Below are 22,581 nucleotides of genomic sequence, written 5' to 3' on the forward strand. Positions count from 1 at the left end.
GGGGGGGGGGGGTTGCCCCGGGGGGGGCCCGCCCCGGGGGTGGTGCGCCCGGATACCGGTGTTGTATCCGGACGAACCTCCAACGCCGCCGGTCGCCGTCTGGGGCCGCCGCAGCCCGGCAATGATCGGCAGGACAGGGCCTTGGCGTCCGGTGGCCCGCCCGTGGCGGGCCACCGGCGCCTCACGGCTTGGGCACGTCGAAGAGTGCGGGGAACCGGTTGACCAGGCCGAGGTCGCCGCGGGCCCGCAGCCGGCCCCGCAGGAACAGCATCCGGGCGTTGGCGTTGCCGGTGGTCATCTTGACGAAGTTGACCGCGTCGAGCGACAGGACCAGCTGGGGCGCCGGCGTCTCGGGCGGCGCCACGACGCACCGGCCCCCGGCGATGCGCAGTTCGAACACGTCCGCGTCGCCGTCGGGGCGTCCGGTGACGCGCCAGTGCACGACGACGTCCAGGGTGCCCGCGCGGTCGGACCGGAACACGTCGGGCATTCCGTCGACCAGCGCGGTGAGAACGTCGGTACGGGACTGCGCCAGGAGTTCTTTCAGCTCGTCGTCCGAGGCCTTCTGCACCCATCGCGCGAATGCGGCGCGATCGTCGGACGGCATGACCTTGATAACCATTTCGCCGCTCCCGTAAAGAACGAATGAATGAGCCGGACCGACAGTCCGGAAACCCATCATTTCGGCCTTGGATGGGCCGGCCAACTCCGAGAATGCCCGCCGCCCGACGGGCGCGAGGGAGGCACCAGTGACCATTCTGATCACCGGCGGCACCGGGTTCGTGGGCTCGCACACCGTGGCCCTACTGCACCGCCGGGGCCGCGCCGTACACCTGCTCGTGCGCGACCGGCGGCGCGCGGCCCGGGCGCTGCGACCGCACGGCGTCGACCTGGCCGAGCTGCGGGTGACGACCGGGGACGTCACCGACCCGGCGACGGTCGCGGCCGCGGTCCGGGACTGCTCGGCGGTCCTGCACGCCGCCTCGGTCTACAGCTTCGATCCGCGGCGCCGCGCCGAGATCCGGGCGGTCACCCGCCGCGGCACGGAGGTGGTGCTGGACGCGTCCCGCGCGGCCGGCGTACCTCGCGTCGTGCACGTCTCGACGTTCGGGGCGCTGGTCCCGGCGCCCGGTCCGGTGACCGCCGACTCGCCGGTGGCCCGGCCGCGCGAGGCCTACCTGTCCGCCAAGGCGGCGGCCGAGCGGGTGGCCCGCCGGCACCAGGACGAGGGGGCCCCGGTCACCATCGTGCATCCGCCCGCGCTGCTGGGCCCGCTGGACCCCAACCTGGGCGACCAGACCGCCCGGATCCGCGACGTGCTGCGCGGGCTGATGCCGATCTGGCCGGACGGCGGCTTCCCGATCGGGGACGTCCGCGATCTCGCCGCCCTGCACGCCCGTCTGCTCGACGGCGCGCCGGGCCCGGCCCGGGTCGCCGGGCAGGGCCGGTTCGTGACGACCCGGGAGCTGCTGGCCGGGCTGCGCCGCGTCACCGGGCGCCGGCTGCCGGCAGTGCACCTGCCCGCGGCCGCGCTGCTGCCGGTCGGCCGGCTCGCCGGGCTGGCCCAGCGGGTCCTGCCAGTGCACGTGCCGGTCGAGTACGGGGCGATCTACGCCTGCCGGGTGGCCCGGCCGCTGGCCACCACCGCGACCGACGAGCTGCTGGGAGCGGCCGCCCGGCCACTCGTCGAGACGTTGACCGACACCGTCCGGTGGCTGCACGAGGCCGGCCACGTCAGTGCCGCACAGGCGGGCCGGGCCGGCGCGGGGTAGCCGCGCCACGGCGGGGGCCGGCACGGCCGTGGCCCGCCGGAGACGATGTCGCGGCGGGCCATGGCGGTACGGCTGTCCTACTCGGACGTGCGGACGTGCAGGGACTGCTCCGCGGCGTTGCGGCGCACCGCCGCCCCGGTCCGGCTCAGTTCCGCCTCGGGGCTGAACATGATGACCTCGGTGCCGGCCTGGTGCTTCAGCGGGGTGTGCCCGGGCGGGGTGTAGAACGCCTCACCGGCGTGGTAGACCTCGTCGGAGTCGCCGACCCGAACGGTCATGGTGCCCTTGAAGACGTATCCCCAGTGCGGGCACTGGCAGCGGTCCCCCGGCAGGCCCTTCAGCAGCGGGGTCGCGTCGATGTCCTCCTCGAACACCGTGAAGTTCACCGAGTAGCCGTCGATGATCTCGAATCGATCCCGGACGGGGCCGACCTCCTCGGTCTTCGTGGCGCTGTCCCGGGAAACCTTCGGCATGTCCATCAGCTCCTTCGTCACGGTCTGGCCGCACCGGATCAGATACGGGAAACGTTAGGCGCGTGCCGCCTCGGGCTCATCTTCCAGGCTGCGCACCGAGGCGGGCCGGTCCTCCGCCGGCCGTCGAGACGTGCTCGGCGACCAGGTCCATCACGGCGCCGGGGATCTCCCCCACCCCGGATCCCAGGACCGGGCTGGACCGTGAGGTCATCGGGCCGGGCTCCAGCACGTGATGCCCGTCTCCGCGCAGCGTCGCGACGGCCCGCCGGACGGCCGGGTTGGCCCACATGCGCGCGTTCATGCAGGGCTGGAAGTAGATGCCGGGGCCGTGGACGGAGATGAGGGCCGTCACCAGCGTGTCGGCGATGCCGACGGCGGCCTTCGCCAGGGTCGTCGCGGTGGCCGGCGCCACCACGAAGGTGTCGGCCTTCTCCAGCAGAGTCACGTGCAGCGGGTCGTCGATCCAGTCCTCGTCGGTGTACAGGGCCACCGGCAACTCGGGGAGGAAGCGGGCGGCCGCCGTGCGGGTGGCGACCACGGTGACGTCGTCGGCGTACCGCAGGGCCTCCTCGACCAGGCGCCCGGTCGAGACGGCTGCGCTGGAGCCACAGACTCCGATCAGCACGGAGCCCAGGAGCGGGCGGGTCGTCATCGGTTCGTCCTTCCGGCCTCGAACGAGACGACGATGGTGCCGCGGGAACCGCGGCACCATCATCATCACGCTACTGCTGAGACGACGTCTCAGACGTCGCAGGGCTCCCCGAGCACGATCGACGGGGCGACGATGGCGTCGCTGAAGTCGACCGAGGCCACCTCGGCGGCGGTCAGCAGCTGCTCGTCGGTCGCGGCCAGCACCGCAGTCATGTTCTCCATGACGATCCTCCAATGTTCGCTGTTGTTTGGAATTTCCCCGGCCAAGGTGGTTCCAGAATGAAACCACTTCGGCCGTCCCGCCACTTCGGAATTGCGGCGCTCACAGCGCAACTCCGGAGTGGCATTCCGGCGGCGACGGATTCATTCTGGTGCCTCACGGGTGCGATGCGGATGGTGGCGCCTCGGGCTGGCGGGACGACCGTTTCCGGAGCCGCCGAGAAAGGTCTCTCGAGATGTCTCACAGCACGGCGCTCCGCGAGCAGGCCGGCGCCGGCCGCATCTTCACCGAGTCAGTGACGGCCGCCGAGGACCGTTCGGTCGGACGGTTCGGGCCGTGGTGGTCCGGCCGGGTGCGATCGAACCGCTTCCACGTCACGCCGATCCGCTTCGACGATCTCGAGCACTGGCGGTTCGACCCGGAGACCGGGAACCTCGGCCACGTCAGCGGGAAGTTCTTCACGGTCGAGGGGCTGGCCGTCCGCAGCGACTACGGGCCGGTGCCGCAGTGGTCTCAACCGATCATCAACCAGCCGGAGATCGGGCTCTGCGGCATCCTCGTCAAGTACTTCGACGGTGTGCCGTACTGCCTGATGCAGGCCAAGATGGAGCCGGGCAACGTCAACACGCTGCAGCTGTCCCCGACGGTCCAGGCGACCCGCAGCAACTCCACCCGGGTCCACCGCGGCGGCGGCATCCGCTACCTGGAGCACTTCGTCGGCGCCGGCCGGGGACGGGTGCTCGTCGACGTCCTGCAATCCGAGCAGGGCTCGTGGTTCTATCGCAAGCAGAACCGGAACATGGTCGTCGAGGTGACCGGCGACGTCCCGCCGCACGACGACTTCTGCTGGCTCTCCCTGCGCCAGGTGCTGGACCTGCTGCACGTCGACAACCTCGTCAACATGGACGCCCGTACGGTGCTGTCCTGCATGCCGTTCGCTCCCCCGGACCGGGACAGCGGCTCGCGGCACGCCCCCCGGGGGTTCCGGGAGGCGTTGGCCCGGTCGCTCGACAACTCCGCCGGCGCCCGGCACGACCTCGCTGAGATCCTCAGCTGGCTCACCGAGGAGAAGACCCGGCGCGAGGTCTGCACCCGGCTCATCCCGGCGCGTGAGGTCACCGGCTGGCGCCGGTCGGCCCGCGAGATCGCGCACGACGAGGGCCGGCACTTCCGGGTGGTCGCCGTGCACGTCGAGGCGAGCAACCGCGAGGTGCCGTCCTGGCGGCAGCCGCTGCTCGTACCGAGCGCGCGAGGGGTCATCGCGTTCCTCGCCAAGCGGATCGAGGGGGTCGTGCACGTGCTCGTGCACGCCCGGGTCGAGCCCGGCTTCATCGACAAGGTTGAGCTGGGGCCCACCGTGCAGTGCACGCCGGAGAACTACGCCGGCCTGCCCGCCGACCGGCGGCCGCGCTACCTCGACCACGTGCTCGGCGCGGACCCGGCGCGGGTCCGGTTCGACGCCCTCCTCTCCGAGGAGGGCGGCCGGTTCCTGGACGCGCAGAACCGGTACCTGGTGATCGAGGTCGAGGAGGACTTCCCGCTGCGGGCCCCGGACGGCTACCGCTGGCTCACCGTCGGCCAGCTGAGCGAGCTGCTCCGGCACGGCCACTACGTGAACGTCCAGGCGCGCAGCCTCGTCGCCTGCCTGCACAGTCTCTGGTGAGAGGACGACTGCGATGCGGTCCGTGGTTCGCGTCGGGGTGCTGGGTTGCGCGAGCATCGCGCTGCGCCGGACCCTCCCGGCGCTGGTCGAGGCCGAGGGCATCGAGCTCACGGCCGTCGCGAGCCGGGATCCCGCCAAGGCGCGGGACGTCGCGCGGCGGTTCGGGTGCGCCGCCGGCGGCGGGTACGACAGCCTGCTGGAGCGGCCGGACGTCGACGCGGTGTACGTCCCGCTGCCCACCGGCCTGCACGCCGAGTGGGTGGGCCGCGCGCTCGCGGCCGGCAAACACGTGCTGTCGGAGAAGCCCCTGACCGTCGACCCCGACACCGCCCAGGACCTGGTGGACCAGGCGGCGAAGGCCGGGCTCTGGCTGATGGAGAACTTCACGTTCCTCCACCACTCCCAGCACGAGACGGTCCGCCGGCTCGTCGCGGACGGCCGGGTCGGCACGCCCCGGGTCTTCACCGCGCGGTTCGGCATTCCCCCGCTCGCCCCGTCGGACGTGCGGTACCGCCCGGACCTGGGCGGGGGCGCGCTGCTGGACGTGGGTGTGTACCCGATCCGCGCCGCCCAACTCCTGCTGGGGGCAGAGCTCCAGGTCGTCGGCGCGGCGCGCCGGCTGGACCCGGCCCGGGGTGTCGACGTGGGCGGCCACGCCCTGCTGTGCACGCCCTCGGGTGTCACCGCCGAGCTGTCCTTCGGCTTCGCGCACGCCTACCGGTCCGGCTATTCGTTGTGGGGCGACCGCGGGCGCCTGACGCTGGACCGGGCGTTCACCCCGCCCCCGACGTGGCAGCCGGTGGTCCGGATCGACAGCCAGGACCGGGCGGAGGAGCTGACGCTCCCGGCGGACCACCAGTTCCGCAACACCCTCGAGGTCTTCGCCCGGTCGATCCTGCGGAAGGCGGACTTCGGCCCGCAGGGCGAGGCCATCCTGCGGCAGGCCCGGCTGGTGGACCAGGTGCGGTCGAGCGCGCAACGGTTCACCACCTGATGCCCGAGAGACGACTCCAGGAGGTCGACGTGAACAGCACGCGCAAGGCGCAGATCATGGCGGAGGTGCGCCGGCTGCACCGGGAGAACGCCACCGACGAGTTCGTCCCCGGCGTGACGCCGATCCTGTCGTCCGGCGCGGTGCTGGACGAGGACGACCGGGTGGCGCTCGCCGAGTCGGCCATCGAGCTGCGGATCGCCGCGGGTGTCGCCGCGCGCAAGTTCGAGAGCGCGTTCGCCCGCACGCTGGGGCTGCGGAAGGCTCACCTCACCAACTCCGGCTCGTCGGCGAACCTGCTCGCGCTCTCGGCGCTCACCTCGCCGCAGCTCGACGACCTCCGGCTGCGCCCCGGCGACGAGGTGGTCACGGTCGCGGCCGGATTTCCCACGACGGTGAACCCGATCATCCAGAACGGGCTCACCCCGGTCTTCGTCGACGTGGAGCTCGGTACGTACAACACGACCGCCGAGCGGATCGAGGCCGCGATCGGGCCGCGTACCCGGGCGATCATGATCGCGCACGCCCTGGGCAACCCGTACCCCGCCGAGGAGGTGGCCCAGCTCGCCGAGGACCGCGGCCTCTTCGTCGTCGAGGACAACTGTGACGCCGTCGGGTCGCTGCACAAGGGCCGGCTCACCGGGACGTTCGGCGACGTCTCCACGGTCAGTTTCTATCCCGCGCACCACATCACCATGGGCGAGGGCGGCTGCGTGCTGACCGCGAACCTGGCGCTGGCCCGCATCGTCGAGTCGATGCGGGACTGGGGGCGGGACTGCTGGTGTGAGCCGGGCGAGGACAACACGTGCTTGAAGCGGTTCGCGTACCAGCTCGGCGACCTGCCCGAGGGCTACGACCACAAGTACATCTTCTCCCACGTCGGATACAACCTGAAGTCCACCGACCTGCAGGCGTCGCTCGGGCTCTCCCAGCTGCGCAAGCTGCCGGAGTTCGGGGCGGCGCGGCGGCGCAACTGGCAGCGGCTGCGCGCGGGCCTGGCGGACGTGCCGGGGTTGCTGCTCCCGGAGCCCACCGCGGGCAGCGACCCGAGCTGGTTCGGCTTCGCCATCACCGTCCGGTCCGACGCGCCCTACACCCGCCGGGAACTCGTGGACTTCCTCGAGTCACGGCGGATCGGCACCCGTCGGCTCTTCGGCGGGAACCTCACCCGGCACCCGGCCTACCGGGACCGCGAGCACCGCGTCGCCGGCCAGCTCACCAACAGCGACATCATCACCGACCGTACGTTCTGGGTCGGTGTTTACCCGGGCATCACGGCGGAAATGATCGATTACGTGGCACAGTCCATTAGGGAGTTCGCCGCCCGGCGCCGCGCGGCGGCGCCCCCGCGACCCTCCGCCCCGGTTCCCGCTCCGCAACTTTGAAGAGGTAACTCCCCGACCCGACCGTGATCCTGACATGAGGGCCGTGGCGACCAGACAACCTGCCCGAACGCCAGGGCCAAACCCTCAAGGAGGTTCCCGTGTTCGACGTGATCGTCATCGGAGGTGGACCGGCCGGTCTGTCCGCTGCACTCACCCTCGGCCGGGCACTCCGGACAACGCTCCTGATCGACTCCGGCGAGTACCGCAACGCACCCGCCGCCGAGATGCACAACTTCCTCACCCGGGACGGAACGCCGCCGGCGGAGTTGCGCGCGATCGCCCGCGAGGAACTCGCCCGATACTCCACGGTGGAGACCCGGAACGTGGCGGTCGACGAGGCCCGGCAGCTCGAGGCGGGCGGGTTCGAGCTGGCGCTGGCGGGCGGTGACACCGTCCAGGCGCGTCGGCTGGTGCTCGCCACCGGGCTGGCCGACGACCTGCCGCCGATCGAGGGGATCGAGGAGTTGTGGGGGCGCGGGGTCTACCACTGCCCGTACTGCCACGGCTACGAGGTCCGGAACACGCCGATCGCCGTGCTGGGCGCCGATCCCGTCATGGTGGACCTCTCGCTGCACCTGCGCAGGTTCAGCGACGACGTGGTGCTGTGCGTCAACGGCCGCGGCGACGACCTCGACGAGGCGACCCGCGCCCGGCTGGCGACGTACGGCGTGCCGGTCCGCGCCGAGAAGCTCGTCCGGCTGGAGTCGGGCGGCGACGAGCTGGAGCGGATCGTCTTCGAGTCGGGTGAGCCCCTCCCCCGGCGGGCGCTCTTCGCCATCGGGCAGTTCGGTCAGCGCTCGCCGATCCCCGCCCAGCTCGGCTGCCGGCTGCTGCCGGACGGCTGTGTGGAGGTGACCGACTTCCACCAGACCAGTGTCGCCGGCGTGTACGCCGCCGGTGACATGGCGCACCGCCCGACCATGCCGGGCCCCACCCCGTTCGTCATCGTGGCCACGGCGGGCGGCACGATCGCCGCGATCGCGGCGGACAAGGACCTGGTCGCCGCCGACACCCCCGTTCCGCCGGCCTGACACCCCCGCCCTGGCTCCGCGGCGCCGTGGGGCCAGGGCCGGGGACGGACGCCTCAGCTCAGACTGAGAAGGCCGGGCAGCGGGTGAGGTACTCCGCTGCCCGGCCTTCGTCGGCCGCCGGTGATCAGTGATCGTGATCGTGGTCGACCTCGACCGGGAGCTCGGTCAGGTACTGCACCTGGCGCGGCCGCTCGCAGTACTTACTGGTGAAGTCCGCCAGCATCGGGTCCTCGACGGCGCACACCTGCCGGTGCATCTCACGGCTGCGCCACGGGTACATCATGATCACCCGAGTGGGCTCGGCGTCGTACTGGTAGAACCCCGCGTGCCCGGACCAGCCCGGATCGGCGTGGGCGTTGGGGCCGACGATGTCGTCGAGCTCCTGCATGATCGGGATGACCTTGTCCGTGAATTCCTCCTTGAGGAACCACGTCTCAATGACGGTGACCATTCTACCGCGCTCCATTCCTTCGAGACTTCCGTTGTCATGCCGCGCCCGATGCGATTGTTCTCGTGACACATTTTCGCGCCCGAGGCGATGGCCCGGCCACTTCGTCGGTGCGCTGGTCACCGCAGGGCTCGGGCGATTTCCCGCAACAGCGTCCGGACCATTCCGGCGGTGGCGGCCCGTCCGACCAGCCCGATCCGGAACGCCCCGTCCGCGAACGGGCTCAGGCCGCCGGCCACCATGATCCCGGCGTCGGCCAGCCGCGCGCGGATGGCGTCGGCGCGCGGGTCGGCCACCACGACCACCAGGTTCGCCGCGTGCTCCTCGGGCGCCGGCACGCGCAGGCCGAGCTGTCGCACGCCGTCGCGGCAGGTGGCGGCGAGCCGGCCACGACGGTCGGTCCAGTCCTGGATCCCGGTCGCCCGGATGCGCCGTACGCTGCTGCCCAGCACCTGGATCAGGCTGGTCGGCATGGTCACCGGGGTGGGTTCCCAGTCCGGGCTCTCCGCGGCCGCATGATCCCAGGTGGCGAGGTCGAGGTACCAGGTGGGCGGCCGCCGGGAGCGGCTCTGGACCCGTTGCCGGCCGCTGTCGCTGAGCGCCACCACGGCGAGCCCCGCCGCCCCGCCGAGCCCCTTCTGGGACGCGGTGACGAGCGCGTCGATGCCCATCCGCGCCATGTCGACGTACTCGCCGCCGGCGGACGCGATCGCATCCACCAGGGTCACCGCCCCGGCCGCTCGCGCGGCCGCGGCGAGCTGCGCCACCGGATGGCGTACCCCGGTGGCCGTCTCCACGTGGGTGACCAGCAGGCCGTCGCAGCCGGGCAGCAGCTCGGCGACGCGTTGCGGATCGGCGGGACGACCCGCGACGCAGGGCGCCACCCGCACATCCAGGCCGTGCGCGCCCGCCATCGCCCGGAGCCGGTCCCCGAAATATCCGGAATCCACCACCAGCACGCGCTGACCGGGTTCGAAGAGGTTGAACAGCGCGGCGTCCAGGCCCGCCGAGCCCGAGCCGGGCAGGACGTAGGTGTGCGCGGCACCGAGCAGCGCGGCCAGGTCGTCCAGGACCTGCCGCAGGTAGGCGGACCAAGACGGGCCGTAGTGCGGTTGGATCGGCCCGCCGAGGAGTTCCGCGTCGTCCGGGTCGAGCCGGCACGGTCCGGGGATCATGAGGTGCTCCACGTGGCCGGCGACCGCCGTGCCGCCCCGGTTGCCGTGGGCTTCGACCAGGTCAGGCATCCGCTGGTTTCTCCTCGTACACCTCGAACACGCCCTCGTCGTGGTCGGTGGGGCGGTCCTCCCAGTCCCAGGCGCCGGCGACCGCGAGGGTCGCTCCGGAGATGTAGGCGGCGCGGTCGGAGACGAGGAACGCCACCGCCTCCGCGATGTCGTCCCCGGTGCCGAGCCGGCCGGCGGGGACCCGCTTGGCCATCCATTCCGTCTGCGGGGGAAGCAGGTGACCGTTGTCGATCAGCCCGGGAGCGACGCAGTTCACGGTGATGCCGTGCGGGGCCTCCTCGACTGCGAGCGACCTGGTCAGCACCGCGATGCCGGTCTTGGCCACGGAGTACGCCGCGATGTTGGGCGCGCCCCGGACGATCAGGGACGCGGAGAGGCCGATCGTCACGACCCGTCCGTACCGCTGGTCGCGCATGGCCGGCAGCGCGGCCCGAGTGGTGTAGAAGGCCGAGTTGAGGTTGCTGTTGATGACCTCGTCCCAGCGCTGTACGGAGGTGGCGGCAACCGGGCTGAGGCTGAACTCGCCGACGTTGTTGACGAGGACCGACACGCCCGTGCCGAAGTGTGCGGTGGCCGCGTCGATCAGGTGGGCCGCCTGTTCGGGGTCGCAGACGTCCGCCTGGATCTCGACCGCCTGCGCGCCGGCCGACCGGAGCCGCTCCACGAGGGACCGGGCGGCGGTCGCGTCGGATCGATAGTTGACCGCGACGCGGAACCCGTCGCGGGCGAGCCGTTCGCACATCGCCCGGCCGATGCCTCGGGCGCCGCCGGTGACGAGGGCGACACGTCCGGAACCGTTCACATGAGTCATCGCTGCGCTACCTCTGTCGGTGTCGGCGATCTTTCTGGCCTGGTGTCTCTGCCACATCGTCGCGACGGCTCCGGCGCCCTCGCATCTCCGAGATTGCCGCCGGGGAGAAACCGGTCGGAAAATGGCGCCGGTCGAAAGGTCACCCGGCACGAAGCACGATCTGAGTAGCCCCCCGATCGCGCGGATGGGACCGTACCAGGCGACGAACCACATCGGTTTTCGAACGGAAGCTCCGTCAACCCCAATGAGTTGCGGAAGGCGCTGAGACCACCCATGAATGAAACCGCACTCCTCCATCGGCTGATCGAGCAGCAGGCGGCGGACCGGCCCGACGCCGTGGCGGTGACCGGCGACGACGCCGAACTGTCCTACGGCCGGCTGGACGACCAGGCCAACCGCCTCGCCCACCGGCTCATCCGCTCCGGCGCCGGCCCCGAGACGGCGGTGGCGGTCCTGGCGGCGCGGAGCAGCGACACGGTCGTCGCGCTGCTCGCCGTGCTCAAGGCCGGGGCGGCGTACGTGCCCGTCGATCCGGCGAACCCGCCGGAGCGCGTCAGTTACCTCATGCGAGACTCCGGCGCCACCGTCCTGGTGGCGCCGCAGCGGCTCGCCGCGACCGCGCCGACCGGTCCCTGGACGACCGTCACCTTCGACGCCGGGCCGGCAGCCGGCGAACCGGCCGGCCCGGTGCCGGACCGGGCCGGGCCGGACAACGCCGCCTACCTCATCTACACGTCCGGGTCGACGGGGCAGCCGAAGGGCGTCGTGGTGCCGCACCGGCAGATCGTCCGGTCCACGCTCGCCCACCAGGAGTTCGGCCGCCCGGAGCCGAGTTGCTTCCTGCTGTTGATCTCGTTTGCCTTCGACGCCTGCGCGGTCGGGCTCTACTGGACGCTGACCACCGGCGGCCGGGTCGTCATCCCCTCCACCGACGACCTGCGCGACCCGCTGGCGCTGCGCACCCTGGCCGCGAAGCATCAGATCACCCATCTGGACTGCACGCCGACCCTGTACTCCCTGATGCTCGCCGACGCGCCCGAACCGCTGTCGACGCTGCGGTGCGCGATCGTCGGCGGCGAGGCGTGCCCGGCCGACCTCGTGGAACGCCACCACCGGCTGCTCCCCGACTGCCTGCTCGTCAACAACTACGGCCCGACCGAGACCACGGTGTGGGCGACCTCGGCGACCGTCACGCCGGCTAACGGCGCGGTTTCCATCGGCGCCGCGATCCCCGGCGTACGGACCTACGTCCTCGACGAGGAGCTCCGGTCGCTGGCGGAGGGAACCGAGGGCGAGCTCTTCATCGGCGGCGAGACGGTGGCGCGCGGCTACCACGGCCGGCCCGGCCTCACCGCGGAACGGTTCCTGCCCGACCCGTTCTCCACCCGCGGCGAGCGGATGTACCGCACCGGGGACCGGGTCCGCCGGCTGCCCGCGGGCGAGCTTGAGTTCCGCGGCCGGTTCGACCACCAGGTGAAGGTACGCGGCTTCCGGATCGAACTCGGCGAGGTGGAGTCGGCGCTGACCGCCCACCCGGACGTGGTGGAGGCGGTCGCGGACGTACGCGACGCCGGTGGAACGGCGACCCTGGTGGCCTGGGCGCGGAGCACCGGGGCCGGCACCGGCGAGATCCTGCAGCACCTGCGGGATCGGCTGCCCGCGCACATGGTGCCCAGCCGGCTGATGCTCCTCGACGCGCTGCCCCGCAACGTCGCGGGCAAGGTCGACCGGGGCCGGCTGCCCGACCCGACCGCGCCGGCGGGCGCCGCGGGCACCGAGCCGACCACCCCGCTGGAGGCCGAGGTGGCGGAGCTGGCGGCCGAGGTGCTCGGCCTGCCGGTCGGCCGGACCGACAACTTCTTCGACCTCGGTGCCACCTCCCTGCACCTGTCCCGGCTGCTGCTCGGCGTCATGAGTCGCTTCCAGGTGTCCGTGCCGACCCACCAGCTGTTCCGGGTGCCGAGCGTGCTCGGCGTGGCGCAGCTCATCGAGGCCGCGCGCCGGCTGGACGACCGGGACGCGACGGGGACCTGGACGCCGGAACAGCTCGCCGCCGCCGGCGAGCTCGACGGGGACATCCGCCCCGACGGCCTGGCCCCGTCGACCTGGTTCGACCCGCGGCACGTGTTCGTCACCGGAGCGACCGGCTACCTCGGCGCGTACCTGGTGAAGGAACTCGCCCAGCGCACCGACGCCACCCTGTGGTGCCTGGTGCGGGCGGCCTCCGAGGACGAGGCGATCGAGCGGATCCGGGCGGCCATGAGCGGCTACCTGATCTGGGACGACGCCTACCTGAGCCGGATCCGACCGGTCGTCGGAGACCTGGCCGAGCCCCGGTTCGGGCTGAGCGAGGCTGCCTACGAACGCCTCGGCCGGGACATCGACGTGATCTATCACAGCGGGGCCGTCGCCAACTTCATGTACCCGTACAGCGCGATCAAGCGGACCAACGTCGACGGCACCGCCGAGGTGCTGCGCCTCGCCACCACGGGAACGCTGAAGGCCGTCCACCACGTCTCCACGATCGACGTCCTCGTGGGTACGGGCATCGAGCGGCCCTACCGGGAGGACGTCGAGATGATCGCCCGGACGGTGCCCGAGGGGTACGCCCGCAGCAAGTGGGTCGCCGAGGCGTTCGCCCGCGAGGCCCGCGATCGTGGAGTGCCGTGCTCCATCTACCGGCCGGGCCTGATCTTCAGCCACACCGAGACGGGCGCGACCCAGCTCAACGACTACCTCCTGGTGGAGATCAAGGGGCTGCTCGACTTCGGCATCGTGCCCGACATCGAGTACCGGTTGCCGGTGAGCACGGTGGACTACGTCTCGCGGGCCATCGCCCACATCTCGGCGCAGGAGCACTGCCTCGGCGGGACGTACCACCTGTGGGACCCCGACCCGGTCCCGGTGGCGTCGATCTTCTCCTGGATCAGGTCGTTCGGCTACACCTTCGATCCGGTCCCGTTCGAGACGGTGATCAAGCGGCTGGCCGAGCTTGACCCGAGCAGCCCGGTGCTGCCGCTGCTGCCGCTCTTCCTCGACGAGGAGCGGCGCCTGCGTACGGAGTCGTTCGAGCCCGACGTGCTGGCCGCCGCCGACCGGCAGGTCGAGTGCGCGCGCACCCTGGCGGCCGTCGAGGGCACCGGCATCGGCTCCGCGCCGATGTCCGAGGAGCTCGCGCACAGGTGTTTCCAGTACCTGGTCGACGTCGGCTTCTTTCCGGAGCCCGCAACGCAGCGGGCGCAGCTGGCCGCGCGTGAACAGGTCGTCGAGTGGAGGGAGCGGGAACATGTCGGGTGAGGCTGGAAGGCGGCGGTACCGGGTCGTCGTCAACGACGAGGAGCAGTACTCGATCTGGCCGGTGGAGCTGGACTGTCCCGGTGGCTGGCACGACGTGGCCGTCACCGGGGACAAGCAGACCTGCCTCGACCACATCGAGCGCACCTGGACCGACATGCGTCCACGCAGCCTGCGCGAGCGCATGTCCCGGGCGAGCGCCGCTCGATAGGCGGCTCGCCAGGCGGGGCCCCCTGTTATCGCGTAGGCGACAACAGGGGGCCGCTGCCAACTTCCGGTCTCAGCAGCGGAGGTAGGAGGCGCCGTTGAGGTGCAGCACGGCTCCGCTGGCCCACTCGGCTCCGGGCGAGGCGAGGTAGAGCACGGCGCCGGCCACCTCGTCGGGCTGGGCCACCCGCCCGAACGGGCTCTGCGCCATGATCGCCTCGGCGCCGGGACCGGTGACGTAGTCGGTGGTCATCTCCGTCTCGACCCACCCGGGCGCGACCGAGGCCACCGCGATGCCCCGCGGCGCGAGTTCGAGGGCGATCGTCTGCCCGAACGCGGTGAGCCCGGCCTTGCTGGCCGCGTCGCCCGAACAGTCCAGCTCGCCCCGGTAGGCGCCCCGCGACGACATGTTGACCACCCGTCCGCCCGCGCCCATGTGCCGTACGGCGCACCAGGTGACGTTGGCCGCTCCGACGAGGTTGACGTCGAGCTCCGCCCGCCACGCCGACTGCCAGTCCTGGTAGGACGACGACAGGATGGGGTGGTCGATGAAGACGCCGGCGTTGTTGACCAGGACGTCGATGCGGCCGAAGGCGTCCGCCACGGTCTCCACCATGCGGTGGACCGCGTCGGGGTCCGCGATGTCGGCCTGCACGGCGAGGTGACCCTCGCCGGGAAGCTCGTCGATCAGCGCCTCGGCGAGCTTGTCGTTGGTGCGATAGTTGACCGCCACCCGGTCTCCGTTGGCGGCGAACGCCTTGGCGATCGCCCGCCCGATTCCTCGTGACGCGCCGGTGACAAGCACGGCGCGTCCGCTGGTCCCGATCATTGCTCGCCTTCCCTCGGGTCGTGTCGCGCAGCCGGCTGCGCGGAATCAGCCGTCTCCTCCTGAGCCCGGAAGTGCTCCTTGAGCAGCGACCTGCCCTCCGGGACGAACTTCTCGCAGACGAGCACGTGGTTCTTGCGGTTGCGGGACTGCGCGGACCACAGCCGGGCGCCCGCCTCGCCCACCGCCGCCGGCAGCTCGCCCGCCCGCTGCAGCTGCTTGAACTGCCGGCGCAGCCCGCGGAAGCGGTCCAACATCTGCTCGTGTTCGAGGTTGAGCACCCCGGAGAATCCCGGGCTCAGGTACGGGGGGGCCATCGACGGGCGGATGAGCGTCTCGTAGGTCGCCGGGCTGAAGTCGGAGGCGTAGCGCATCGTCGCGGTCGCCGCGTCGTACAGGACGCGCAGCTGGTCGAGGCTCTCGGTGAGCTCGCGCCAGCGACGGGATTCGAGTGCCCTGCGCGCATCGACCAGCAGCGTGTTCATCGCGGCCAGGTGCAGGTGGAACAGCTGATGGCCGACCTTCCAGCGGAGCACCGCCTGGCCGGCGCCGGCCGGCACCCGGCCGGCACCCGGCCGGCCGAGCCGGGGCCGGCCGCTCAGCTGACCGCCGCTCACTAGGCCACCTCCCGGCGCCGGTGCCCGCCGGTGGTGACCCACCGCTCGAGTGTCGCGTGCAGGACCACGAGACAGCCCGCCAGGATGTCGCAACGGTCCTCGGCCGACAGTTCGGTCAGGTCGAGGTCGGCGAGGATCTGGCGCTGCACGTCCAGGCAGGACTGTGACCACGCGGTCAGGTCCGGACGCTCGCGGATCAGGCGGAAGTAGTCGTCGTACTCCGCCTTGCCGGCGGCGCCCGTCGCCGCGTCGGGCATCCGGCCGTCGATCGGCAGGGCGATGGGGGTGATGAGCCCGTAGTCCGAGAGCTGGGCTTCTGCCGTTGGCCGGTCAGCGGACATTGCCGTCCTCCAAGTCGCGCAGCACCACGTCGCTCGCGTTGCGGCCGGGCACCCCGAAGACGCCCCCGCCCGGACGGGTCCCGGAGCCGCAGAGGTACAGGTGTGGGACGGGCGTGCGATGGTCGGGGTACCCGGCGACGGGGCGGCCCGCGAACAGGTCGCGGGGCGACATCGCGCCGTGGTAGAGGTTTCCGCCCGGCAGCCCGAAGTCGCGTTCGAGGTCGGCCGGGGTGTGCATCCTGCGGTCGACGACGGACGCCGTCAGGCCCGGCAGGTACGACTCCATGTACTCCAGCACCCGATCGGCGAAGGCCTCCCTCGCCTCGTCCCAGGTCGTGTCGGCGAGCGCGTACGGGATGTACTGCAGGTAGACGCTCATGACGTGCCGGCCGGGCGGGGCGAGGCCGGGGTCCAGGACGCTGGGGACCGTGCACTCCACATGGGGTTGGCTCGGCAGCAGGCCCTGTGCCGCCTCGGCGTGGATCCGGTCCAGGTGGTCGAGGCTGGGGATGAGCATCAGGGTCCCGCGCAGGTGCGGGCCGGCGGCGTCGAGGCCGCGGACCTCGGGGAGACGGTCGAGGGCCAGGTGCATCTTGGCGACGACCCCGGGGTAGTCGGCTCCGGCGACCACGCTGCGGTAGGCGACGGGCACGGCATCGGCGTCCAGGAGGCGGAGGAACGTCGTTTTCGGGTCGGCCGCCGAGACGATCGCCCGTGCGGTGAGCCGAGCACCGTCGCTCAGCTCTACCGCCTCGGCACCGTCCGGCCCGGTGCGGATCCGTTCCACCGACCGCCCAGTGACGATGTCGACCCCGTACTCCCGGCAGGCGGCGGCCAGCGCCTGGGTGATCCCGCCCATGCCGCCCTTGACGTGGCCCCACGCCGGCCGTCCCCACTCACCGGTGGTGAGCTGGTGGTAGAGCATGAGATACGCGGTGCCGGGGGTGGACGGCCCGCCGTCGACGCCGGACGTGCCCTCGGTGCAGAGCGGCACCTTGACCTCGTCCGACTCGAACCAGTCGTCGAGCAACTCCCGCGCGCTGCCGAACAGGGCCGTCACGAGCAGTCGCAGATCCGGGTCGGGCAGGTCCGTGGCGGTCCGCAGCACAGCCTTCAGCGCCGACATGTCGTCGAACAGCGGTGTCCGGGACGGGCCGACCAGATACGGCTCGACCACCTTCGCGAGCCGGCGCATCGTCCGGCCGTACTCGGCGTACGCCTTCGCGTCGCGCGCCGAGAACCGGCTGATCTCGGTGGCGTTCGCGACCTCGTCGGCGCCCAGCGTCAAGCTGCGCCCGCCGGGAAAGAGTGCCGTCACCGAAGGGTCCCGCGCGATGACCTCCAGGCCGTGCCGAGCCAGGCCCAGATCGTCGATGATCTGCTGCGGGAACAGCGCCGTCACCAGGCTCGCCGTGGAGAATCGGTAACCGGGAATCAATTCCTCGGTGACGCAGGCGCCGCCCACGACATCACGTCGCTCGACGACGGCGACCCGGCGGCCGGTCCGCGCGAGATATGCCGCGCACACGAGTCCGTTGTGACCCCCGCCGACAATGACGGCGTCGTACGGAGTTGTCTGCAGCTTGGGTGAATTCACCATGCCATGGTCATGGCGGTGCGTATCTGGTCGCATCTTTGAAACTGCCGCCCTTCCTGGATGGCGCCGGTATTCGAAAGGAAATGAAGTCGTCAATCGATCGGCCGGCCGCGTACCCGCAGCAGCGTGCCGAGTTCGTCCAGGGCGTGCTGACAGGCCGCGTCGTCGGCGCCGACCGCGAAGCCGGCGGCCAGCCGGCCGTCCACGAACGACCGCGGCGGCAGCAGCAGCCGCTGACCCGGTCCGGCGAGGATCGTGCATTCCCAGATACCGGCCGGCAGGCCGGCGGAATCCAGCCGCAACTCCTCCAGCACCATGTCGTGCGGCGGGTAGTAGAACCGTACGGCGGCGGTGCAGCGGCGGCGCGGGGTGAGGTCCGGCACCCCGCCTGCGGCCAGCCGGCCGGCGGCCGCGGCCAGGTCGATCCCGGTGGCCAGCAGCCCGACGTAGGTGATCATGTCACCACCCAGTCGCCCGTTCACCTCGATGATGCGGGGGCCCTTGTCGGTCAACCGCACCTCGGTGTGGGTGACGCCGTGTGAGAAGCCCAGCGCGGTGTGGGCCGACTGCACCACCTCGCGCAGCCGCTCGTCCTCCAGCAGCGGGTCGTCGGCGGTGACGACGTGGCCCGTCTCCTCGAACGTCGGGGCGAGGCGCTGCTCCTTGTGCGAGATGAAGGCGGGCCGGACCTCGCCGCGCCGCACCACCGAGTCGACGGTGATCTCGGGGCCGTCGAGATACTCCTCGACGAGCACCCCTTCGGCGAACCGCGGCGCGTCGGTCACGTGCGCGCCGTCGGCGAAGGCGAACTCGGCGTCCAGCAGGTCGGGCCGGTCGATCCGGGTGACTCCCTCGCTGCCGGCGAGCGCCCGCGGCTTCAGCACCACGGGGTAGCCGATCCGCTCGGCGGCCCGGCGCGCGCCCGCGGCGTCGGCCACCGCGATGGAGCGGACCGCGCCCGCACCGGCGCCGGCCATCCGCTGCCGGGTCAGCCGCTTGTCCCGGCAGGCGAGGACGGCGTCGGGTGTGCTGGTGGGCAGCCCCAGTGCCGCCGCGATCCGCGCCGCGGCCCAGATCCGCATCTCGTCGTAGCACAGCACGCCCGCGATCGGCTGCCGGCTGGAAAGCTCCTTGGCCGCCGCGATGGCCTCGTCCAGGTTCAGCGCGTCGACGGTGGTCTGCCCGACGAGGTACGGCCGGTCCCAGGTGGCCTCCTGCGCGTCCAATAGCCACAGCCGGAACTTTCGGTGCAGGCCACGCAGCGCCCACTCGCGGTAGTCCGCACACATGCTGTTGACCAGAAGCAGCAGGGGGCGAGGGTCGGCCGTGCCGAAGGCGACGTACTCGTCGGTGTCGCGCCGCCGCTCGTCCGCCAGTGGGTCAGGTCCGAGATCTGCCGGGTGCTCCCTCATATCAGAAATGATCGACGCACCGTGATCGGACCGCCCACTCCCACGTTGCGGGAGCGCCCGCCGTCGGCGACGGCCCGGCAGGATGGGCGCCCGCCGGCCGAAAGACCGCCCGATGGAAGAAGACACGGGGGTGGTACCGGCCCCAGGCTGGGTCGTTGAACGCGGTGCGGCAGATCGCCGTCGCGTGTGTCCACCCAGCGGGCAACCGTTCGCGCGCCCACGAGGAGAAGCCTTCGATGAGCACCGTTGCCGCATACACCGTGCCCGCCGCCAAGGAGCCGTTGCGGCGCACCATGATCGACCGCCGCCCGGTCGGCGACCACGACCTGTCCATCGACATCGCCTACACCGGCATCTGCCACTCCGACATCCACCAGGCGCGCGCCGGCTGGGGTGAGGCGATCTTCCCCATGGTGCCGGGGCACGAGATCGCCGGCGTGGTGGCCGAGGTCGGCGCCGGGGTCACCGGCTTCGCGGTCGGTGACCGGGTGGGCGTCGGCTGCCTCGTCGAATCCTGCCGTACCTGCGCGTACTGCCAGCGTGGCCAGGAGCAGTTCTGCGCCGGCATGGTCTTCACGTACAACGCGCGGGACCGCAACGGCGAGCCCACCTACGGCGGGTACTCCCGGCGCATCGTCGTCGACGAGCACTACGTCCTGCGCATTCCGGAGACGCTGTCGCTCGCGGAGGCCGCCCCGCTGCTGTGCGCGGGCCTCACCACCTACTCGCCGCTGCGGTACTGGCAGGCCGGGCCGGGCAGCAAGGTCGCCGTCGTCGGCCTGGGCGGGCTCGGCCACCTGGCCGTGAAGATAGCGCACGCGCTGGGCGCCGAGGTGAGCGTGCTGTCCCGGTCGCCGGGCAAGCGGGAGGACGCGGTCAAGCTCGGTGCCGACCATTTCCACCCGACCAGCGACCCGGCGACCTTCGCACGGCTGACCGGCGCCTTCGACCTCATGCTGTCCACGGTGTCGGAGCCGATCGATCTCGGCGCGTACCTCGCCCTGGTGCGCAACGACGGCACCCTGGTGAACGTCGGCGCGCCGGAGGCGCCCGTGCCGCTCAATCTGTTCGCCCTGATCGACGGCCGCAAGCGACTGGCCGGGTCCATGTTCGGTGGCATAGCGGAGACCCAGGAAACCCTCGACTTCTGCGCGGAGCACGGGATCGGTGCCGAGATCGAACTGATCTCCGCCGATCGGATAAACGAGGCGTACGGCCGGGTACTGGCTGGTGACGTGCGCTATCGGTTCGTCATCGACACCTCGACGATCTGACAGGAGGGTGACCCGTGACTGACACCGTACGGTCCCGTTGGGTGGACTCGGCCGACGCGGTTCCGGCCGGTCCGTTCGACGGGCGTTTCTTCTGTACGACGGTGGCCTGGACCCGGGCCTGGGAGGGCGTCCGCGCCGAGCGGGTCCGCGCGTTCCGTCACCTGGCGCTGGAGGGCGGGCCGGTGCCGGAGCTGGTGCCGTACTACCTGGTGGACCACTCGCCGGTGTGGCGGGGGTACGAGGAGACGGCCGGGGTCGAGCCGGTCTGGTCCGGCCCGGTGGTCTTCTCGTCCACCGTCTACGGCGTGCACGGTGGCGCGGGCGGCAGCTCGGCCGGGTACCGGGAACGTGCCGTCGACCTCGGCCTGGAGCAGGCGCAGCGGTGGGGCGCCGAGGCGCTGGTCTTCGCCAACCTCGACGGCGCCGAGGTCGACGCGTGGTCCGCGGCCCGGCCAGGCGGGTGCCCGGTGCTGCTGGATCGGGCCTACGAGGCGCCGGTGGGCGGCTCCGAGTCGGCGTTTCTCGGCCGGATGACCTCCAAGCCCCGTCGCGAGCTCGGCCGCCAGTGGCGCCGGGCCCTGGAGAGCGGCGTGCGGCTGCGGGTGCTGACCGGCGCCGAGATGGTGCCGCATCTGGACGAGTTCACCCGGCTGGCGATCGGCTCGTCGGAGAAGCACACGGACAACATCTACGGGCCAGAGATGTTCCGCAGCGTGACCGGCGTGCCGGGCGCCGTCCTGCTCGTCGCCGAGCACGAGGGACGTATGGTCGGGGCGTTCTACTGTTTCCTCTATCGGGGGCGGCTCAGTCTGGTGTTCGCCGGGCTCGACAACGAGAGAATGAGCGAGCTGAACACCTACGCCTTCCTCATGTACGAGTCGTTGCGCTACGCGGTGGCCAACGACGCCGAGGTCATCAACGCCGGACGGTGCAACTACGCCTACAAGGAACGGCACGGTTTCGACGGCGCCGACGTGTGGACGTTGGTCTACCCGGTCGGTTCGCGGCCGGAGGTCACCGACGCGCTCGAGCGGATGAACAAGGGAATGCACGAGTACCTCGCGCTGAACACGGGCCGCGAATGATGGCCCTGGGCCGGCGGTTGGGCTATTCGGGGAACCTGGCCGTCCTGCTCACCACCATCGTGGGCACCAACATCGGATACACGGCGCTGTTGCCGTACCTGCCCCGGCTCTCCGAGCGCCTCGGGTTGAGCGCGACGGAGCTGGCGATCTTCCTCACCGGCTTCGCGGTGACGAAGATCCTCGGCCAGCCGGTGGGCGGCTATCTCGCCGATTCCTGGGGGCTGCGGGCGACGGCGCTGGTGGGTCTCGTCGCGGCCGCGATCGGCATGTCCTTCATCATCTTCGCGGACACCGCCGAGCCGGCGATCCTGGGCCGGCTGATCTGGGGGGCCGCCGACGGGGTCCTCACCCCGGTCCTGTACCGATCGTTGACGGTGATCTCGGCCGAGCACGGCCGCGACCCCACCAGCGGGTACGCCCACCTGGGCAGTGTCGCGGTGCTGAGCTTCGCCGGCGGCCCCTTGGTCGTCGGGCTGGTCTATCCGTTCGCCGACTATCCGGCGGTGCTGGCCGCCACCGCGGGCCTGACGCTGGTGAACGCCCTGGTGGCGTGGGCCGTGCTACCCGACCGGGCCAGGAGCGCGCCACCCGCCGAGGACGTGCCGGCGGCCGGATCCGAACGGTTCGGACCGCTGCTGCGCGCCATCGCCTTCTTCGCGATCGTCGACCTGTTCGCGAACCTGCTCTGGGCGGCCGCGGAACCGCTGGTTCCGCTCTACCTGGGACGGGCCTACGAGGACCCGACCGGCCGCGCCGCCTGGGTGCTCGGCATCGGCATGCTGGTGTTCGCCGCCGCGAATCAGCTGCTGGCCCGCCTCTCCGACTGGTGGCGGCTGCCGCGGATGGCCGGCCTCGGGCTCGCCGCGCTCGGCGTGTCCTGTATCGCGCTGAACGCGGTGGCCGTCCTCGCGTGGGGCCTGATCGGGATCGCCGTCTTCATGGTGGCCCAGGCGTACATCTATCTCATCGCCCGCCGGGGGATCCAGCAGTACGGTGGCGGCACCGGCCGGGCCTGGGGGATCTTCGGGATGTTCGGTGACACCGGCCTGGTGCTGGGCTCGGTGATCGCGGTGTGGCTCTTCGAGGTGTTCGGCACCAGAGCCTTCTCGCTGCTCGGCGTAGGCGCGCTGCTGGCCGCCGCCGTGCTGGCCGTGGCGGTCCGCGGCCTGCGGCCGGGCCCGGTCCCGGCCGGCGAGCCGGACCGGCGGATCGAGAGCCAGGTCTCCTGACCGACCGGCC

22 protein-coding genes are annotated in these 22,581 nt (G+C 71.7%); 10 read left to right on the plus strand and 12 right to left on the minus strand.

Features of this window, described 5'->3' with window-relative positions:
* Positions 1-181: 181 nt before the first annotated feature.
* On the minus strand, positions 182-757 hold the full coding sequence (locus tag AB0H57_RS16985; protein ID WP_357507485.1) for an SCP2 sterol-binding domain-containing protein: 576 nt from the start codon (positions 755-757) through the stop codon (positions 182-184).
* On the opposite strand from AB0H57_RS16985, the gene AB0H57_RS16990 reads away from it, so the two are divergent.
* The gene (locus tag AB0H57_RS16990; RefSeq protein WP_357507330.1) at positions 750-1,772 is read left to right on the plus strand and encodes an NAD-dependent epimerase/dehydratase family protein; all 1,023 of its coding nucleotides are present in this window, start codon (positions 750-752) and stop codon (positions 1,770-1,772) included. The genes AB0H57_RS16985 and AB0H57_RS16990 overlap by 8 nt on opposite strands.
* 77 nt (positions 1,773-1,849) lie before the next feature.
* Here AB0H57_RS16990 and AB0H57_RS16995 read toward each other — a convergent pair whose 3' ends face one another.
* The 3 genes from AB0H57_RS16995 to AB0H57_RS17005 all read right to left on the minus strand — a co-directional run bounded on the left by AB0H57_RS16995 (position 1,850) and on the right by AB0H57_RS17005 (position 3,118).
* The gene (locus AB0H57_RS16995) at positions 1,850-2,245 is read right to left on the minus strand and encodes a cupin domain-containing protein (RefSeq protein ID WP_357507331.1); all 396 of its coding nucleotides are present in this window, start codon (positions 2,243-2,245) and stop codon (positions 1,850-1,852) included.
* A 76-nt stretch (positions 2,246-2,321) separates the two neighbouring features.
* The gene (locus tag AB0H57_RS17000; RefSeq protein ID WP_357507333.1) at positions 2,322-2,897 is read right to left on the minus strand and encodes a flavoprotein; all 576 of its coding nucleotides are present in this window, start codon (positions 2,895-2,897) and stop codon (positions 2,322-2,324) included.
* Positions 2,898-2,986: 89 nt separating this feature from the next.
* On the minus strand, positions 2,987-3,118 hold the full coding sequence (locus AB0H57_RS17005; protein WP_357507335.1) for a hypothetical protein: 132 nt from the start codon (positions 3,116-3,118) through the stop codon (positions 2,987-2,989).
* Positions 3,119-3,351: 233 nt separating this feature from the next.
* Here AB0H57_RS17005 and AB0H57_RS17010 point away from each other — a divergent pair, with 233 nt between their 5' ends.
* From AB0H57_RS17010 to AB0H57_RS17025, 4 genes are all read left to right on the plus strand, one after another.
* Positions 3,352-4,779, plus strand: a complete 1,428-nt coding sequence (locus AB0H57_RS17010; protein ID WP_357507337.1) for an NDP-hexose 2,3-dehydratase family protein — start codon at positions 3,352-3,354, stop codon at positions 4,777-4,779.
* Between the two features lie 13 nt (positions 4,780-4,792).
* On the plus strand, positions 4,793-5,773 hold the full coding sequence (locus AB0H57_RS17015; protein WP_357507339.1) for a Gfo/Idh/MocA family oxidoreductase: 981 nt from the start codon (positions 4,793-4,795) through the stop codon (positions 5,771-5,773).
* A 29-nt stretch (positions 5,774-5,802) separates the two neighbouring features.
* Entirely contained in the window at positions 5,803-7,155 is a 1,353-nt protein-coding gene (gene rfbH / locus AB0H57_RS17020; RefSeq protein ID WP_357507341.1) for a lipopolysaccharide biosynthesis protein RfbH, read from the plus strand.
* A 98-nt stretch (positions 7,156-7,253) separates the two neighbouring features.
* The gene (locus tag AB0H57_RS17025) at positions 7,254-8,186 is read left to right on the plus strand and encodes an NAD(P)/FAD-dependent oxidoreductase (RefSeq protein ID WP_357507343.1); all 933 of its coding nucleotides are present in this window, start codon (positions 7,254-7,256) and stop codon (positions 8,184-8,186) included.
* 124 nt (positions 8,187-8,310) lie between these two features.
* Here the strand turns inward: AB0H57_RS17025 and AB0H57_RS17030 are convergent, their stop codons facing one another.
* From AB0H57_RS17030 to AB0H57_RS17040, 3 genes are all read right to left on the minus strand, one after another.
* On the minus strand, positions 8,311-8,637 hold the full coding sequence (locus AB0H57_RS17030; RefSeq protein WP_357507345.1) for a hypothetical protein: 327 nt from the start codon (positions 8,635-8,637) through the stop codon (positions 8,311-8,313).
* Between the two features lie 116 nt (positions 8,638-8,753).
* Positions 8,754-9,878, minus strand: a complete 1,125-nt coding sequence (locus tag AB0H57_RS17035; protein WP_357507347.1) for an aminotransferase class V-fold PLP-dependent enzyme — start codon at positions 9,876-9,878, stop codon at positions 8,754-8,756.
* Positions 9,871-10,689: an SDR family oxidoreductase gene (locus AB0H57_RS17040; protein ID WP_357507349.1), complete on the minus strand. Its 819-nt coding sequence runs from the start codon at positions 10,687-10,689 to the stop codon at positions 9,871-9,873. Before AB0H57_RS17040 ends, AB0H57_RS17035 begins: the two co-directional genes overlap by 8 nt.
* Before the next feature lie 273 nt (positions 10,690-10,962).
* Between AB0H57_RS17040 and AB0H57_RS17045 the strand changes: the two genes are divergently transcribed.
* Positions 10,963-13,986, plus strand: coding sequence for an amino acid adenylation domain-containing protein (locus AB0H57_RS17045; protein ID WP_357507351.1), 3,024 nt, complete (start codon positions 10,963-10,965; stop codon positions 13,984-13,986).
* Positions 13,976-14,194 carry an MbtH family NRPS accessory protein gene (locus AB0H57_RS17050; RefSeq protein ID WP_357507353.1) on the plus strand — a complete coding sequence of 73 codons (219 nt, stop codon included), beginning with the start codon at positions 13,976-13,978 and terminating at the stop codon, positions 14,192-14,194. Before AB0H57_RS17045 ends, AB0H57_RS17050 begins: the two co-directional genes overlap by 11 nt.
* A gap of 69 nt (positions 14,195-14,263) precedes the next feature.
* On the opposite strand, the gene AB0H57_RS17055 is transcribed toward AB0H57_RS17050, so the two are convergent.
* Genes AB0H57_RS17055 through AB0H57_RS17075 form a run of 5 tightly spaced genes read right to left on the minus strand, consistent with a single transcriptional unit; the run spans position 14,264 to position 18,983 of the window.
* Entirely contained in the window at positions 14,264-15,019 is a 756-nt protein-coding gene (locus AB0H57_RS17055) for an SDR family oxidoreductase (RefSeq protein ID WP_357507355.1), read from the minus strand.
* Positions 15,016-15,633, minus strand: coding sequence for a hypothetical protein (locus tag AB0H57_RS17060; RefSeq protein ID WP_357507357.1), 618 nt, complete (start codon positions 15,631-15,633; stop codon positions 15,016-15,018). The genes AB0H57_RS17055 and AB0H57_RS17060 overlap by 4 nt, the downstream gene beginning before the upstream one ends.
* Entirely contained in the window at positions 15,633-15,974 is a 342-nt protein-coding gene (locus tag AB0H57_RS17065; RefSeq protein ID WP_357507359.1) for a hypothetical protein, read from the minus strand. Before AB0H57_RS17065 ends, AB0H57_RS17060 begins: the two co-directional genes overlap by 1 nt.
* Complete coding sequence (locus tag AB0H57_RS17070; protein ID WP_357507361.1) at positions 15,964-17,607, minus strand: NAD(P)/FAD-dependent oxidoreductase; 1,644 nt, start codon at positions 17,605-17,607, stop codon at positions 15,964-15,966. Before AB0H57_RS17070 ends, AB0H57_RS17065 begins: the two co-directional genes overlap by 11 nt.
* Before the next feature lie 56 nt (positions 17,608-17,663).
* Entirely contained in the window at positions 17,664-18,983 is a 1,320-nt protein-coding gene (locus tag AB0H57_RS17075; RefSeq protein WP_357507363.1) for an ATP-grasp domain-containing protein, read from the minus strand.
* Between the two features lie 236 nt (positions 18,984-19,219).
* Here AB0H57_RS17075 and AB0H57_RS17080 point away from each other — a divergent pair, with 236 nt between their 5' ends.
* Genes AB0H57_RS17080 through AB0H57_RS17090 form a run of 3 tightly spaced genes read left to right on the plus strand, consistent with a single transcriptional unit; the run spans position 19,220 to position 22,571 of the window.
* Entirely contained in the window at positions 19,220-20,257 is a 1,038-nt protein-coding gene (locus AB0H57_RS17080) for an NAD(P)-dependent alcohol dehydrogenase (RefSeq protein WP_357507365.1), read from the plus strand.
* Positions 20,258-20,271: 14 nt separating this feature from the next.
* Positions 20,272-21,342: a GNAT family N-acetyltransferase gene (locus AB0H57_RS17085; RefSeq protein WP_357507367.1), complete on the plus strand. Its 1,071-nt coding sequence runs from the start codon at positions 20,272-20,274 to the stop codon at positions 21,340-21,342.
* Positions 21,339-22,571, plus strand: coding sequence for an MFS transporter (locus tag AB0H57_RS17090; protein ID WP_357507368.1), 1,233 nt, complete (start codon positions 21,339-21,341; stop codon positions 22,569-22,571). The genes AB0H57_RS17085 and AB0H57_RS17090 overlap by 4 nt, the downstream gene beginning before the upstream one ends.
* Positions 22,572-22,581: the final 10 nt, after the last annotated feature.

The organism is Micromonospora sp. NPDC050686, from assembly GCF_040654475.1.
Lineage (GTDB): Bacteria > Actinomycetota > Actinomycetes > Mycobacteriales > Micromonosporaceae > Micromonospora.